The sequence below is a fragment of the Streptomyces mangrovi genome, assembly GCF_900114215.1.
Classification (GTDB): Bacteria; Actinomycetota; Actinomycetes; order Streptomycetales; family Streptomycetaceae; genus Streptomyces; species Streptomyces barkulensis.
Window position 1 is genome coordinate 107,253 of record NZ_FOSG01000018.1, and the last position, 14,036, is coordinate 121,288.

General features: G+C 73.6%; 14 protein-coding genes. 2 read left to right on the forward strand and 12 right to left on the reverse strand.

Annotation, left to right across the window (positions count from 1 at the left end):
- Position 1 precedes the first annotated feature (1 nt).
- The 12 genes from BM237_RS22265 to BM237_RS22320 all read right to left on the reverse strand — a co-directional run bounded on the left by BM237_RS22265 (position 2) and on the right by BM237_RS22320 (position 11,492).
- Positions 2–415 (reverse strand): YccF domain-containing protein, encoded by a 414-nt coding sequence (locus BM237_RS22265; RefSeq protein WP_093851494.1) that lies wholly within the window; start codon positions 413–415, stop codon positions 2–4.
- Positions 412–1,275 carry a zinc metalloprotease HtpX gene (gene htpX / locus BM237_RS22270; RefSeq protein WP_093851495.1) on the reverse strand — a complete coding sequence of 288 codons (864 nt, stop codon included), beginning with the start codon at positions 1,273–1,275 and terminating at the stop codon, positions 412–414. Before htpX ends, BM237_RS22265 begins: the two co-directional genes overlap by 4 nt.
- A 145-nt stretch (positions 1,276–1,420) precedes the next feature.
- Positions 1,421–2,959, reverse strand: coding sequence for an NADH-quinone oxidoreductase subunit N (locus BM237_RS22275; RefSeq protein WP_093851496.1), 1,539 nt, complete (start codon positions 2,957–2,959; stop codon positions 1,421–1,423).
- Positions 2,956–4,569 carry a complex I subunit 4 family protein gene (locus BM237_RS22280; protein ID WP_425443731.1) on the reverse strand — a complete coding sequence of 538 codons (1,614 nt, stop codon included), beginning with the start codon at positions 4,567–4,569 and terminating at the stop codon, positions 2,956–2,958. The genes BM237_RS22275 and BM237_RS22280 overlap by 4 nt, the downstream gene beginning before the upstream one ends.
- Positions 4,570–4,596: 27 nt before the next feature.
- On the reverse strand, positions 4,597–6,672 hold the full coding sequence (locus tag BM237_RS22285; protein ID WP_093851498.1) for an NADH-quinone oxidoreductase subunit 5 family protein: 2,076 nt from the start codon (positions 6,670–6,672) through the stop codon (positions 4,597–4,599).
- Positions 6,669–7,097 (reverse strand): NADH-quinone oxidoreductase subunit NuoK, encoded by a 429-nt coding sequence (nuoK, locus tag BM237_RS22290; RefSeq protein WP_093851499.1) that lies wholly within the window; start codon positions 7,095–7,097, stop codon positions 6,669–6,671. The genes BM237_RS22285 and nuoK overlap by 4 nt, the downstream gene beginning before the upstream one ends.
- Positions 7,097–7,732, reverse strand: coding sequence for an NADH-quinone oxidoreductase subunit J family protein (locus BM237_RS22295; RefSeq protein ID WP_245793915.1), 636 nt, complete (start codon positions 7,730–7,732; stop codon positions 7,097–7,099). The genes nuoK and BM237_RS22295 overlap by 1 nt, the downstream gene beginning before the upstream one ends.
- Entirely contained in the window at positions 7,729–8,352 is a 624-nt protein-coding gene (locus tag BM237_RS22300; protein ID WP_093851500.1) for a NuoI/complex I 23 kDa subunit family protein, read from the reverse strand. The genes BM237_RS22295 and BM237_RS22300 overlap by 4 nt, the downstream gene beginning before the upstream one ends.
- A complete protein-coding gene (locus BM237_RS22305; RefSeq protein ID WP_093851523.1) occupies positions 8,352–9,314 on the reverse strand; it encodes a complex I subunit 1/NuoH family protein in 963 nt (320 codons plus the stop codon). The genes BM237_RS22300 and BM237_RS22305 overlap by 1 nt, the downstream gene beginning before the upstream one ends.
- Positions 9,311–10,450, reverse strand: a complete 1,140-nt coding sequence (locus BM237_RS22310; protein ID WP_093851501.1) for an NADH-quinone oxidoreductase subunit C — start codon at positions 10,448–10,450, stop codon at positions 9,311–9,313. The genes BM237_RS22305 and BM237_RS22310 overlap by 4 nt, the downstream gene beginning before the upstream one ends.
- A complete protein-coding gene (locus BM237_RS22315; protein WP_093851502.1) occupies positions 10,447–11,130 on the reverse strand; it encodes an NADH-quinone oxidoreductase subunit B in 684 nt (227 codons plus the stop codon). Before BM237_RS22315 ends, BM237_RS22310 begins: the two co-directional genes overlap by 4 nt.
- Positions 11,121–11,492: an NADH-quinone oxidoreductase subunit A gene (locus BM237_RS22320; RefSeq protein WP_093851503.1), complete on the reverse strand. Its 372-nt coding sequence runs from the start codon at positions 11,490–11,492 to the stop codon at positions 11,121–11,123. Before BM237_RS22320 ends, BM237_RS22315 begins: the two co-directional genes overlap by 10 nt.
- Before the next feature lie 210 nt (positions 11,493–11,702).
- Here BM237_RS22320 and BM237_RS22325 point away from each other — a divergent pair, with 210 nt between their 5' ends.
- Positions 11,703–13,097, forward strand: a complete 1,395-nt coding sequence (locus BM237_RS22325) for a sensor histidine kinase (protein WP_093851524.1) — start codon at positions 11,703–11,705, stop codon at positions 13,095–13,097.
- A gap of 122 nt (positions 13,098–13,219) precedes the next feature.
- Positions 13,220–13,879, forward strand: coding sequence for a response regulator transcription factor (locus BM237_RS22330; RefSeq protein ID WP_281253950.1), 660 nt, complete (start codon positions 13,220–13,222; stop codon positions 13,877–13,879).
- The last annotated feature ends 157 nt before the right edge of the window (positions 13,880–14,036 follow it).

Consider the following 14,036-nt stretch of genomic DNA (forward strand, 5'->3'; position numbering starts at 1 on the left):
CCTAGGGGGAGGCCGCGTTCCAGCGGTACGACGGGTACGCGGCGTCGCTGCGGACGATCTCACGGCCCAGCGGCATCAGGGAGACCGGCACCATCTTGAAGTGGGCGATGCCGAACGGGATGCCGATGACCGTCAGGCAGAAGCCGATGCCCGCGGCTATGTGTCCCAGGGTGAGCCATATCCCGGCGAAGACCAGCCAGACGACGTTGCCCGCGGCGGAGGCCGCGCCCGCGCCGGGCCGCTGGACGACGGTGTACCCGAAGGGCCACAGGGCGTAGACGGCGATCCGGAAGCAGGCGATGCCCCACGGGATCGTGACGATCAGCAGGAAGCAGATCAGACCGGCGACCACGTACCCCAGGGCCAGCCAGAGGCCGGAGAAGACCAGCCACAGGATGTTGAGGAGCGTCCTCACAGCCGCCTCCCCGCCATGCGCTCCAGCCGGGCGATGCGCTCGGCCATCGGGGGGTGGGTGGAGAACATCCTGGACAGACCGTCTCCGGGGCGGAAGGGATTGGCGATCATCATGTGGCTCGCGGTCTCCAGCCGGGGCTCGGGGGGCAGGGGCAGTTGCTTGGTGCCGGCCTCCAGCTTGGCCAGGGCCGAGGCCAGGGCCAGCGGGTCGCCGGTGAGCTGGGAGCCGGAGGCGTCCGCCTCGTACTCCCGGGAGCGGCTGACCGCGAGCCGGATCAGGGACGCGGCGAGCGGACCGAGCAGCATGATCAGCAGCATCCCGGCCAGGCCGGGGCCCTCGTCGTCGTCCGAGCGGCCGATCGGGATGAACCAGGCGAAGTTGACCAGGAACATCACCACCGAGGCCAGTGCGCCCGCGACGGAGGCGAGGAGGATGTCGCGGTTGTAGACGTGGCTCAGCTCGTGCCCGAGGACGGCGCGCAGCTCACGCTCGTCCAGGATGCGCAGGATGCCGTCGGTGCAGCAGACGGCGGCGTTGCGCGGGTTGCGGCCGGTGGCGAACGCGTTGGGCGCCTGGGTGGGCGAGATGTACAGGCGGGGCATGGGCCGGCGGGCGGCCGTGGACAGTTCGCGGACCGTCCGGTACAGGCCCGGGGCCTCGAACTCGCTGACCGGGCGGGCTCTCATGGCGCGCAGGGCGAGCTTGTCGCTGTTCCAGTAGGCGTAGGCGTTGGTGCCCAGTGCCAGGACGACCGCGACGACCAGCCCGGTACGGCCGAAGAAACCGCCGATGACGATGATGAGTGCGGACAGTCCCCCGAGTAGCAGGGCGGTCTTCAGCCCGTTGTGCCGGCGGTGCACGGTACGCCCTCCAGGTGGTGCGGCAGGGGGGATCCCCCGTGTGGCCCTTCGTTGCGGCGGTGCCTCCGTCCGAAGGCGGATTCGTGGACCCTTCCTGTGAGGTCAACGCCATGTGAAGGCGCCGGGTTCCCGGGCCGCCCCCCGTCTAAAGCAGCACGTCGGCGGCGAAGCGCAGGGCGAACTGGGGAGCACCCGAAAGGCCGACGGCGAGCAGCCCCGTCAGGGCGATCGCGGCCGTGAGCGGCGCGGCGACGCGTACGCGCGTGTCTGCGGCGGGGATGTGCGCGGGGGCGTGTGCGGGGGCCCGGAAGATCTGCGCCGTCCACGCCAGGTAGTAGTACAGGGCGATCACGACGTTCACCGCCATCACCGCCGCGAGCCAGCCCAGTCCCGCGTCCACGGCCGTGGAGAGGACCGCGACCTTGGCGAACAGGCCGATGATTCCCGGCGGCAGCCCTGCCAGGCAGAGCAGGAAGAAGGCGAGGGCGAGGGCGGCCAGGGGATGGGCGGCGTACAGGCCGCGGTAGTCGGTGATCCGGTTGGCGGCGGCACTCCGGCCGACGTGGGCGGCCACGGCGAAGGCTCCGAGGTTCACGGCGGCGTACATCAGGGCGTACGCGACGGTCGCGCCGACGGCCCGCCCCGGCTCGTCGGCGTACGCCGCCGCGGCGATGGGCACCAGCAGGTAGCCGGCCTGGCCGACGGAGGACCACGCCAGCAGCCGTACCGCGCTGCGCGCGCGCTCCGGGCGCTGCCGCAGGGCGGCCACGTTGCCCACGGTCATGGTGAGGGCGGCCAGTACGGCGAGCGCCGGCCCCCAGACGTGGCCGTAGGAGGGGAAGGCCTCGACGGTCACCAGGATCAGCCCGGAGAAGCCGACCGCCTTGCCGATCACCGACAGGTAGGCGGCCACCGGCAGGGGGGCGCCCACGTAGGTCTCCGGAACCCAGGAGTGGAAGGGGACGGCCGCGGTCTTGAACGCGAAGCCGACGAGGGTGAGGGCGACTCCGGTGGCGGCCAGGGTCTCCAGGCCGGGGGCGGTCTCGCGCAGCCTCTCGGCGATCCGGTCCAGGTGCAGGGAGCCGGTCGCGGCGTAGACGAAGCTGACGCCCATCAGGCTGACGGCGGTGGCGGTGACCGAGGAGAGGAAGAACTTCAGGGCCGCCTCGGAGGAGCGCCCGTCCGCGCGGCGCAGTCCGACCAGGGCGAAGGACGGCAGGGAGGCGACCTCCAGCGCCACGATCAGGGTCGCCAGGTCCCGGGCGGCGGGCAGCAGCGCCGCGCCGGCGGCGGAGGCCAGCAGCAGGAACCAGTACTCGCCACCCGGCAGTGCCTCGTCCTGTACGGCCGTCATCGACAGCAGGGCGGCGATCAACGCGGCGCCCAGCACCAGGAACTGGACGGCCAGGGCGAACGGGTCGGCGACGTAGGAGCACACCGCCGGGTCGGCGGTGAGGCAGAAGGTGGTGCGGTCGCCGTCCATGAGGGGCAGCAGAGCGAGCACGGCGAGCGCGAGGACGGCGACGGTGACCGGGCCGAGCAGCGGCTTGCGGCGCTCGGGCAGGAACAGGTCGGCGACCAGGACGGCCAGCGCGCCCAGTGCGGCGAGGGCGGGCGGGGCGACGGCGAGCCAGTCGACGGACTGGACGACCGACCGGACGGGGTCCTGGGCGAGCGCGTTCATCGGCTGACTCCCGGCAGGAGGTTCTGCACGGCCGGATCGGTGAGCCCCAGGAGGAGCGCGGGCCACAGTCCGGCCAGGACGGTGAGGACGACGAGCGGGATCCAGGCGGCGAACTCGTGGCCGCGTACGTCCGGCAGGGTCGCGCTCGGGGCGGGTGCTGTGCCGGGGGCGGGGACGGCACCGGGGGCGGACGGCGTCCCCATGCAGACCCGGCGTACGACCACCAGCAGATAGGCGGCGGTCAGCAGGGTGCCGAGGGCCGCGAGGGCCATGAAGACCAGGTAGGCGGGCCGGCTGAGCCCGTCGGCCGGGTGGTACGCGCCGAGCAGCGCGAGCATCTCGCCCCAGAAGCCGGCCAGTCCGGGCAGACCGAGGGAGGCGACGGCGCCGAAGGCCAGCAGCCCACCGAGCCGGGGGGCGCGCCCGTACAGCGCCGCGCCCGCGCCTCGCTCCCCTGCGCCGTCGAGTGCGAGGCGGTCCAGGTCGGTGGTGCCGGTGCGGTCCTTGACCGCACCGACGAGGAAGAACAGCAGTCCGGTGATGAGGCCGTGGGCGATGTTCGCGAACAGCGCGCCGTTGACGCCGGTGCGGGTGAGGGTGGCGACGCCCAGCAGCACGAAGCCCATGTGGCCCACCGAGGAGTAGGCGATGAGGCGCTTGAGGTCGCCCCTGGAGCCGGGTAGGGCCAGCGCCAGGCAGGCCAGCGATCCGTAGACGATGCCGGTGACCGCGAAGGCCGCCAGATACGGCGCGAGGGTGTGGACGCCGTCGGGGACGGCCGGCAGGACGATCCGGACGAAGCCGTAGGTGCCCATCTTCAGCAGGACGCCCGCCAGCAGCACCGAGCCGACGGTCGGGGCGGCGGTGTGGGCGTCGGGGAGCCAGCTGTGCAGCGGCCACATCGGCGTCTTGACGGCCAGGCCGATGCCGATGGCGAGAGCGGCCACGAGCTGGGTGGTGTGGGTCAGCCCCCGGCCGCCGTCCTCGGCGAGCGCCGTCATGTCGAACGTCGGGCCGCCCTCGGCTCCCAGCCCGACCAGCAGCAGGCCCAGCAGCATCACCACGGAGCCGAGCAGGGTGTAGAGGACGAACTTCCACGCGGCCCGCTCCCGACCCGCGCCGCCCCAGCGGGCGATGAGGAAGTACATCGGGATCAGGACCGTCTCGAAGGCCAGGAAGAACAGCATCAGGTCCAGCACGGCGAAGGTCGCCAGGGTGCCCGCCTCCAGCAGGAGCACGAGCGCGACGAACGCCTGCGGGCGCGGGCCCTCGGGAGGCCGGTGGTAGCTGTACAGGGCGCACAGGAAGGTCAGCAGCGCCGTCAGGACGAGCAGGGGCAGCGAGACGCCGTCGGCGCCGAGGTGGACGCGGACGCCGAGCGCCGGGATCCAGGCGATGTCGGTCTCGGCCTGCATCGTGCCGGGCCGGTCGTGGTCGAAACCGAGCGCGAGCACCGCGGTGACGGCCAGCACGGCGCCGGTGACGGTGACGCCGTGGCGCAGCACGGCCTGCTCGGGGCCGCGGCCCCGCAGCCCGGGCGGGGCCGGCAGCAGGGCGGCGCCCGCGCCGAGCAGGGGCAGGACGACGACGGCCGCCAGGAGCAGCCGCATCACGGTGTCGTTCAGGGGGATCACTGGTCACGCTCCGGCGGCGACGAGGGCGGCGGCCACGGCCAGGACGAGGGAACCGGCGAGCAGGAGGCCGAGATAGCTCTGCACGTTGCCGGTCTGGGCGCGGCGCACGGCCGCCCCCAGCAGCCGCGCGGTGCCTGTGGCGCCGCGCACGTAGGTGTCGACGACCTCGCGGTCCAGGAAGCGCACCAGCCGCGCCGCGGCCAGGACCGGGCGTACGGCGACGGCCGCGTAGAGGGCGTCGAGGTGGAAGCCGCGGGCGGCGTGGCGGTGCAGCGGGCCGAGCAGGAGCCGGCCCGGGTCGGCCGGGTCGTCGGCGGCGGCGATGTCGCCGTAGGCCGCCCGGTGGGTGGCGATGGCCTCGGCCTCGGAGACCGCCGGCTCGGCCTCCGGGTGGGCGGCGACGGCGCCGAGCGGAGCGCGGGCGGCGGTGGCGGTGCTGTGCCGCCAGGCCGCGTACATCACCACGATGCCGGCGGCGGCCAGGCCGGTGCCCAGGACGGAGGTGGTGAGGGTGGGGGCCAGCGAGCGGCCGTCGAACCAGTCGGGCAGGACGCCGTAGAGCAGTCCGACGGCGATGGTCGGCCCGGCCAGCGCCCACAGCACCGTGTTCATGACGACCGGTTGTCCGGCGCGGTCGGGTCGTCCGGCGCGGTCGGGCGCGGTGTTCTCGCCGGGGGCGGTGTCCTCGCCGGGCTCGGCGAAACCGCGGCCGTGGAAGGCCAGCAGCCACAGCCGGGTGGCGTATGCGGCGGTGAGCGCGGCGGTCAGCAGCCCGGCGAGCAGGACCGTCCAGCCCACGGCGGCGGGAACGGCGTGGGCGGCCCCGCCGGCGGGGTCGAGGGCGGCGTGCTCGGCCGCGGCGAGGACGGCCTCCTTGGAGAAGAAGCCGGCGAAGGGGGGCACGGCGGCCAGCGCCAGCAGGGCGACGGTCATCGTCCAGTAGGCGTCCGGCGCCCGCCTGGCCAGACCGCCGGTGCGGGACATCGCGGCCAGGGAGTTGGTTCCGGCCGCGTGGATGAGCACGCCCGCGGCGAGGAAGAGCAGCGCCTTGAACACGCCGTGGGAGATGAGGTGGAAGACGGCCGCACCGCGGTCGGCGACGGCCAGGGCGCCGGTCATGTAGCCGAGCTGGCCGACGGTGGAGTAGGCCAGGACCCGCTTGACGTCGTCCTGGGCGAGGGCGGCGAGCGCCGAGCCGACCATGGTGACCGCCGCCATCGCGGCCAGGACGGCGAGCGCGGCGGCGGAGGAGGTGAAGACGGGCAGCAGCCGCGCGACGAAGTACACCCCGGCCGCGACCATGGTGGCGGCGTGGATCAGCGCGGAGACCGGAGTCGGGCCCGCCATCGCGTCCGGCAGCCAGGTGTGCAGCGGGAACTGGGCGGACTTGCCCGCGACTCCCGCGAGCAGCAGCAGCGCGATGACGGTGGGGTGCTCCAGTTCGAAGCCGGACAGCGGGGAGGTCAGCCGGGTCACGATCGTGCTGATCCGGAAGGTGCCGGCCTCAGAGGCCAGCGCCAGGATGCCGATGATGAACGGCACGTCGCCGAGCTTGGTGACGAGGAACGCCTTGAGGGAGGCGGAGCGCGCGGCGGCCGTCTCCCAGTAGTGGCCGACCAGGAAGTACGAGCAGATGCCCATGACCTCCCAGCCGACCAGCAGCACGATCAGGTCGTCGCTGTAGACGACCAGCAGCATCGCGGCCGTGAAGAGGGAGACCAGCGCGGCGTAGGAGGGGTAGCGCGGGTCGTCGCGCAGATAGCCGGTGGAGTAGATCTGCACACAGGACGCGACGGCGGCGACCAGGACGGCCACGAGGACGGCGAAGCCGTCGAGGTGGAGGGCGAGCTCGACGGGGAGGGCGTCGTTGCCGGTGGGGGTCAGCCGGGTCGCGCCGGTCAGCGCGCCCTCCCCGCCCTGGCGTACGGCGACGGCCGCGGCGAGGGCGGCGGAGGTGAGGGTGGGCAGGACGGCCAGGGGGCGGACGTAGGCGGGGGCGCGGCGGCCGAGGAGGAGCCCGGCGAGGGCTCCGAGGAAGGGCAGCAGCGGGACGAGGACGGCGAGGGTCGTGGTGCTCACGCGGTGGCCTCTCCCCTGGTCAGGCGCGTGTCGGCGGGGTTGTCAGTGGCGCCTGCCACAGTTGGTCCGTCACTGTCGGTAGCGGTTCCGTCGGCTCTGTCGGTTCCGTCGGTTCCGTCGGTTTCCGCGAGCTCGCGGAGCCGGTCGATGTGGGAGGTGCCCCGATTGCGGTGGACGAGCAGCACGATGGCGAGGCCGATGCCGATCTCGGCGGCGGCGATGGTGATGGTGAAGAGGGTGAGGGCCTGGCCCGCGTGGAGGGTGTCGCGGAGCCAGACGTCGAAGGCGACGAGATTGAGGTTGACGGCGTTGAGCATCAGCTCGACCGACATCAGTACGAGGATCGCGTTGCGCCGGGCGAGGACTCCGTACAGACCGGTGCAGAAGAGGAGGACGGCCAGTACGGCGGGATAGGCCAGATGCATCAGCGCTCTCCCCCGTCCGCGGCCCCGGTTCCGTGCCCGGTGCCGGCGGCACCGGCGTCGCCGTCGGTCCCGTTCCGTCCGTTTCCCCGGCGGGAGAGGACGATCGCTCCGACGAGGGCCGCGAGCAGCAGGACGGAGAGGGCCTCGAAGGGGAGCACCCAGTGCTGGAAGAGGATCCTGCCGGTGACGTCGGTGGTGCCCTGCGGCGCGCCGCCCTCCAGGTCGATCCAGGTGGTGCGGAAGGCGTCCACCACGACGGTGACCAGGACGGCGGCGGCGGTGACGGCGACCGCGAGGGCGACGGGGCGGTTGCCGGAGTCGGCGTCCGGCGAGCGGCCGATGGGCGCCCTGGTGAGCATCAGCCCGAACAGGAGGAGCACGACGACGGCCCCGACGTAGATCAGGACCTGCACCCAGGCGATGAACTCGGCGGACAGCAGCAGGTACTCGACGGCGATCCCGCCCAGGGCCACCACCAGCCACAGAGCGGCGTGCACCAGCTGCCGGGTGGTGACGGCGGTGATCGCGGCACCGAGGGTGAGCAGGCCGACGAGCAGGAAGAGGATCTCGACACCGGTGGGCGACAGGAAGCCGGGGGTGCCGGAGGCGGCGGCGAGGCTCACGGTGGCACTCACGCGTCACCGTCCCGCCGGCCCGTCTCCGGTTGCTCCGTCTCCGGTTGCTCCGCCCCCGGCCGCGAGGTCCCCGGCTGCGCGGTCTCACGGCTGCGGGCTTCGGCGGCGAGCTGCTTCTCGGCGGCCTTGCGGGCGGCGGCGATCTCCTTGGGCTCCTCCGCGGCGGGGTCGAGCGGCGGCGGGGCGGGCACGGTCCACATCCATTCGCGCAGCCGGTCCCGCTCGTGGACGAGGTCGCGGATGTCGGTCTCGGCGTACTCGAACTCCGGTGACCAGAACAGCGCGTCGAAGGGGCAGACCTCGATGCAGATACCGCAGTACATGCACAGGGAGAAGTCGATGGCGAAGCGGTCCAGGACGTTGCGGCTGCGCTCGCGCCCTCCCGGAGCGGCGGGCGGCACCGTCTCCTTGTGGGAGTCGATGTAGATGCACCAGTCGGGGCACTCGCGGGCGCACAGCATGCACACCGTGCAGTTCTCCTCGAACAGCCCGATCACCCCGCGGCTGCGGGCGGGCAGCTCGGGCTGGACGTCCGGATAGTGCGCGGTGACCGAGCGCCGGGTCATGGTGCGGAGGGTGACGGCCAGGCCCTTGGCCAGACCGCTGCCGGGAACGGCCATTACTGGATCACCACCTTGACGACGCCGGTGAGCGCGATCTGGAAGAGGGCGAGGGGGACGAGCACGGTCCAGGCGAGCTTCTGGAGCTGGTCCTCGCGCAGCCGGGGGTAGCTCACCCGCAGCCAGATGACGACGAAGGCGAGAACGGAGGTCTTCAGCAGGGTCCACAGCCAGCCGAGGTCGGCGGCGAACGGCCCGTGCCAGCCGCCCAGGAACAGCACCGTGGTCAGGGCGCACAGGATGACGATGCCCGCGTACTCGGCGAGCAGGAAGAGCGCGAAGCGCAGGCCCGTGTACTCGGTGTACGCGCCGAAGATGATCTCGGAGTCGGCGATGGGGGCGTCGAAGGGCGGGCGCTGGAGCTCGGCGAGCCCGGCGGTGAAGAAGACCAGGGCGCCGATGATCTGCCACGGCACCCACCACCACTCGAACGCCTCCAGGATGCCGGGCAGCGAGAGCGTCCCGGCGGCCATGGCGACGGAGGCGGCCGCGAGCAGCAGCGGCAGCTCGTACGCCATGAGCTGGGCGGCGGTGCGCAGGCCTCCCAGGAGGGAGAACTTGTTGGCCGAGGCCCAGCCGCCCATCAGCGAGCCGAGCACGCCGACGCCCATCACGGCGAGCACGAAGAAGATCCCCGCGTCGATCACCTGGCCGACCATGCCGTTCGGGCCGACCGGGATGGCGATCAGCACGAGGAGGTAGGGGATCAGGGCGACGGCCGGCGCGAGCTGGAAGACCCGGCGGTCGGCGTCGGCCGGCACCACGTCCTCCTTCTGCGCGAACTTCACGCCGTCGGCGACGAGTTGGGCCCAGCCGTGGAAACCGCCCGCGTACATCGGGCCGACCCGGCCCTGCATATGGGCCATCACCTTGTGCTCGGCCTGACCCACCACCAGGGGCAGGACGAGGAAGGCGAGCAGGACGGCCAGCAGCCGCCAGGCGACGTCGAGCACGTCCATCAGGCACCGCCTCCCGTCGTTCCGCCGCCGGTGCCGCTGTCGCCGGTGCCGCTGTCGCCGGTGCCGGGCTTCCGGGGGGCCTCGCGCTCCGGTCCCGGGGCGTCGCCCCCGGGTTCGTTCGCCGCCGAGGCGCCGCCGCCCTCGCCGAGCGGGGCCTCCGTCCGCTCGTCCGTCCCCTGGACGCGGCGGGCGGCCTCGTCCGAGGTCTCGCCGGACGGCTCCGCCGACTTGAGCCAGGGTGCGTCCGTACTGCGCCGCCCCGGCTCCGCGGCCGCCCGCTGACTGGCCGAGCCCTCCGACGCGCTGCGGGAGCGGCGCGGCGTACGGGCCGGTGGGGCGCCCTCCGCCCGCTGACTGGCCGAGCCTTCGCTCGCGCTGCGGGAGCGGCGCGGCGCGGCGGCCTCCGGGTGGGCGGCTCCGGCGGCGCGCCGGCCGGCGGAACCGGCGCTCGCGCTGCCTGTGCGCCGCGGGGGACGCTCCCCCGCGGCGCCCGCAGCACGGCCGCGTGCCGGGCGGGCGGCCGGCGCGGGAAGCTGTCCCTTGAGCGGACCCCACTCGTTCGGGTCGGGCACGCCGGGCGGCAGCGTCTGCCGCCGCCTCGGGCCGCCCTCCGCGGGCTCGCCCGGCTCCTTGGCACCGGGCCACGCCTTGGCGACACGGGCCGCCAGCACGAAGTCCTTGCGCAGCGGATGGCCCTCGAAGCCGTCGGGCAGCAGCAGCGGAGCCGGGTTCGGGTGTCCGGTGAAGGAGACGCCGAACATCTCGTACGTCTCCCGCTCGTGCCAGGCCGCCCCGGCGTACACACCGGTGGCGGTGGGCAGTTCGGGCGTCTCGTGCGGCACGGTGGTCCGCAGCAGCAGCCGCCGGACCGGTGTGCCCAGAGCGGCCAGGTGCGCGCAGATCGAGAAGCCCTCGCCCGGTTCGTCCACGGCGCTCAGCCAGTCGAAGAACGTGCAGCCCAGCTCGTCGCGCGCGGTGGTCAGCGCCTCGGTCCAGCGGGCGGCCGGCACATCGACGGTCAGCAGCCCGTACGCCTCGGCCGCGCTCGCGCCCTCGCCGAAGACCTCCCCGGCGGGCCGGGGCAGCCATCCGGCGGGGGACGGCCGCGGGTCCGGTGGGTTCGGGTTCGGGCCGGTCATGCGCGCTCCTCCCCCGCTGCCGGGCCCGGGGGCGGGGGCGGGGCGACCAGGCCGCTGGTCAGCGCCGCCCCCGACGGGCCCGGCGGGCTCGACGGCGCGGCTCCGGAGCCGGGTGCGGGGGCGTTCCCGTACCGCTCGGCCGTCGACTCGCCGGCGATCTTCTCCTGGAGCTTGAGAATGCCCTGGAGCAGCGCCTCGGGCCGGGGCGGACAGCCGGGCACATAGACGTCGACCGGGATGATCTGGTCCACGCCCTTGGTGACGGAGTACGAGTCCCAGTACGGGCCGCCGCAGTTGGAGCAGGCCCCGAAGGAGATCACGTACTTCGGCTCGGGCATTTGCTCGTACAGCCGCCTGATCGCCGGGGCCATCTTGTCGGTGACCGTGCCCGAGACGACCATCAGATCGGCCTGGCGCGGCCCCGGGGCGAAGGGGATGACGCCGAGGCGGATGAAGTCGTGGCGGGACATCGACGCGGCGATGAACTCGATCGCGCAGCAGGCCAGTCCGAAGTTGAAGACCCACAGGCTGTAGCGGCGGCCCCAGTTGAGGACCACCTTCATCGGCTCCGGGGCGAGCCGGGCCAGTCCGCCCAGCCGGCGGGGCTCGGGCAGTGGCTCCGGCGGGCCGGCCGGGACGGGGGTCCCGCGGGTGCCGGGGGTCTCGGGGTTCACGTCCATGCCAGAACGCCCTTCTTCCAGGCGTAGAGCAGTCCCACGGCCAGGAAGCCGAGGAAGACGAACATCTCCACCAGTGTCACTCCGCCGAAACCGGGCTCGGCGAAGACCGTCGCCCAGGGGAAGAGGAAGATCGAGTCGACGGCGAAGACGACGTAGAGGAAGGCGTACACGTAGTAGCGGATCTGGGTGTGCGCCCAGCCCTCGCCGACGGGGTCCACTCCGCACTCGTAGGTCAGCAGCTTCTCCGGCGTCGGCACCACCGGCCGCAGCAGCCGCCCGGCGCCGAAGGCCACCGCCACGAAGAGCACCCCGACGACCGCGACCAGCCCGACGACCGCGTAGCCGTGGAAGTAGTCCGGCACGTCCGCCCCTCGCTCCGTGGTGTTCGCATCGGTTACGACGCTCCGTTCGGAAGGGGAGTCTAGGCCCTGGGCCCGCAGACGGAAGCGGGCCTCCACCGCACCCGCGCCCCGGCCTCCGCCGCGTCCCCGCCCGATGGTGGGGTTAACCCCACCGCGCACCGCCCACGAACCCCATGGCGGCGCACTCCCGCGCCCGGCAGTCTTGTGCCCATGACCGCGAGCCCTCCGACCTCCGGCCGCACCGCGCCCGGCGGCCCGCACGCCCCGTACGTCCCTCCCGCCGCGGAGGCGCCCCGGCCCCCGGAGACACCGGATGCGCCGGACGCTCCGGACACCCCGGTCCCGGCGGACGCCTCGCGCGCCCCGCTGACCACCGGGACCGCACGGGCCGGAGGAGCCGCACAGACCGGCGGGGCCGGAGGGGCCGGAGGGGCCGTCGACGCCCCCGGGGCCCGCGATGACGACCGGCTGCCCCCGCCACGGGCCCCGCTCGGCGCGCAGACCTGGAAGGAGATCGCGCATCTCCTGCTCAACCTGCCGATGGACATCGTGGGCTTCCTCTATGTCTCCGTGTGGGTCTACTGCGGCCTGCTGCTGTCGGTCACCGTCGTGGGACTGCCGGTGCTGGTGCTGGGCCTGGTGGGCGGCCGCCGGTTCGGCAGGGCGGAACGGGTCCGCGCACGACTGCTGCTCGGGATGCGGATCGAGGAGCCGACGCCGATCCGGCACCGGGCGCACGGCGGCTTCTTCCCCTGGCTGTGGGCCTGCCTGAAGGACCCGGTCGGCTGGCGGCACGCGCTCTACTCCTTCGTCCGCCTGCCCTGGGGCTTCGCCACCTTCGCCGTCTGTCTCGTCTCGCTCTTCGTCGCCTGGCCCGTCCTGCCGTGGCTGGCTCGCGGGCTGACCCATGTGGACCGGATGATGGTGCGCGCGCTGCTGTCGCCCTCGGACGCGCTGGAGCGGCGCATCGCGGAGCTGGAGTCGGGCCGGCGGACGGTGGCCGACACCGCCTCCGCCGACCTGCGCCGCATCGAGCGCGACCTCCACGACGGGGCGCAGGCCCGTCTGGTCTCCCTGGCCATGGGCCTCGGCCTGGCCAAGGAGAAGCTGCCGGAGGACCCGCAGGCCGCCGCCAGGATGGTCGACGAGGCCCACGGCGAGGTGAAGCTCGCCCTCGCCGAGCTCCGCGACCTCGCCCGTGGCATCCACCCGGCCATCCTCACCGACCGCGGCCTGGGCCCCGCGCTGTCCAACGTCGCCGCCCGCTGCCCCGTGACCGTGACCGTGTCCGTGGACCTCCCGGCCCGCCCCGCGCCCGCCATCGAGGGCATCGCCTACTTCACCGTCTCCGAGCTCCTCCAGAACGTCGGCAAGCACAGCGGCGCCGCACGGGCCTCGGTGGATCTGCGGCGCTCGGGCGACCGCCTGCTCATCCGGGTCTTCGACGACGGCCGCGGCGGCGCCCGCGCCGATCGCGGCACCGGTCTGGCCGGCCTCACCGAGCGTCTGGGCTCCGTCGACGGGCTCCTCCTGGTGGACTCCCCCGGCGGCGGGCCCACCACCGTCACCGCCGAGCTGCCCTGGCGCGATTCCGCCGACGGCTGACGCCCCGGTTTTCCACAGCCCCCGCCGCCGGGCCCCGGTCCTGGAATGCTGTGCACGGGATTTTCGCGCACAGCATTCGGACGACGGGGGCAAGGGGAGCCGTGGAGGACGTGAGGGACAGGGTGCGGGTGGTCATCGCCGAGGATTCGGTGTTGCTCAGAGAGGGCCTGACGCGCCTGCTCGGCGATCGCGGCCACGAGGTCGTCGCGGGTGTCGGCGACGGCGAGGCACTGGTGAAGGTCGTCGGCGAACTGGCCGACGCGGGCGAGCTGCCGGACGTGGTGGTGGCGGACGTGCGGATGCCGCCGTCGCACACCGACGAGGGGCTGCGGGCGGCCGTCCGGCTGCGCGCCTGTCATCCGGCTCTGGCGGTGCTGGTGCTGTCGCAGTACGTGGAGGAGCAGTACGCCACCGAGCTGCTGGCGGGTTCCGGCCGGGGCGTGGGCTATCTGCTCAAGGACCGGGTCGCCGAGGTCCGCGAGTTCGCGGACGCGGTGGTCCGGGTGGCCCGCGGCGGCACGGCGCTCGACCCCGAGGTGGTCGCGCAGCTGCTCGGCCGCAGCCGCAGACAGGACGTGCTGGCGGGGCTCACGCCGCGTGAACGCGAGGTGCTGGGTCTGATGGCCGAGGGCCGTACGAACTCCGCGATCGCCCGGCAGCTGGTGGTCAGCGACGGAGCGGTGGAGAAGCACGTCGGCAACATCTTCCTGAAGCTGGGCCTGGCCCCGGGCGGTGAGGACCACCGCCGGGTGCTGGCCGTGCTGACGTACCTCAGGTCGTAGTCCTGCGGCGGTTCCGGCCCGGGGCTCCAGAAGGGCTCCAGAGCGGCGCCGGAATATACGCATGTCCCCGAGTGTCGTCTCATCCGAACGTCCACCATGTGACCAGCCTCAGGAAGGTCACCCTTACCCACGTACGATGGCTGACGAGCCGCCGCCT

Excerpts from the sequence above, each read along its gene's own strand:
- BM237_RS22275 (WP_093851496.1), bottom strand. The coding sequence starts at position 2,959 with ATGAACGCGCTCGCCCAGGACCCCGTCCGGTCGGTCGTCCAGTCCGTC.
- BM237_RS22280 (WP_425443731.1), bottom strand. The coding sequence starts at position 4,569 with ATGCGGCTGCTCCTGGCGGCCGTCGTCGTCCTGCCCCTGCTCGGCGCG.
- nuoK (WP_093851499.1), bottom strand. The coding sequence starts at position 7,097 with ATGCATCTGGCCTATCCCGCCGTACTGGCCGTCCTCCTCTTCTGCACC.
- BM237_RS22300 (WP_093851500.1), bottom strand. The coding sequence starts at position 8,352 with ATGGCCGTTCCCGGCAGCGGTCTGGCCAAGGGCCTGGCCGTCACCCTC.
- BM237_RS22310 (WP_093851501.1), bottom strand. The coding sequence starts at position 10,450 with ATGACCGGCCCGAACCCGAACCCACCGGACCCGCGGCCGTCCCCCGCC.
- BM237_RS22315 (WP_093851502.1), bottom strand. The coding sequence starts at position 11,130 with ATGGACGTGAACCCCGAGACCCCCGGCACCCGCGGGACCCCCGTCCCG.
- BM237_RS22325 (WP_093851524.1), top strand. The coding sequence starts at position 11,703 with ATGACCGCGAGCCCTCCGACCTCCGGCCGCACCGCGCCCGGCGGCCCG.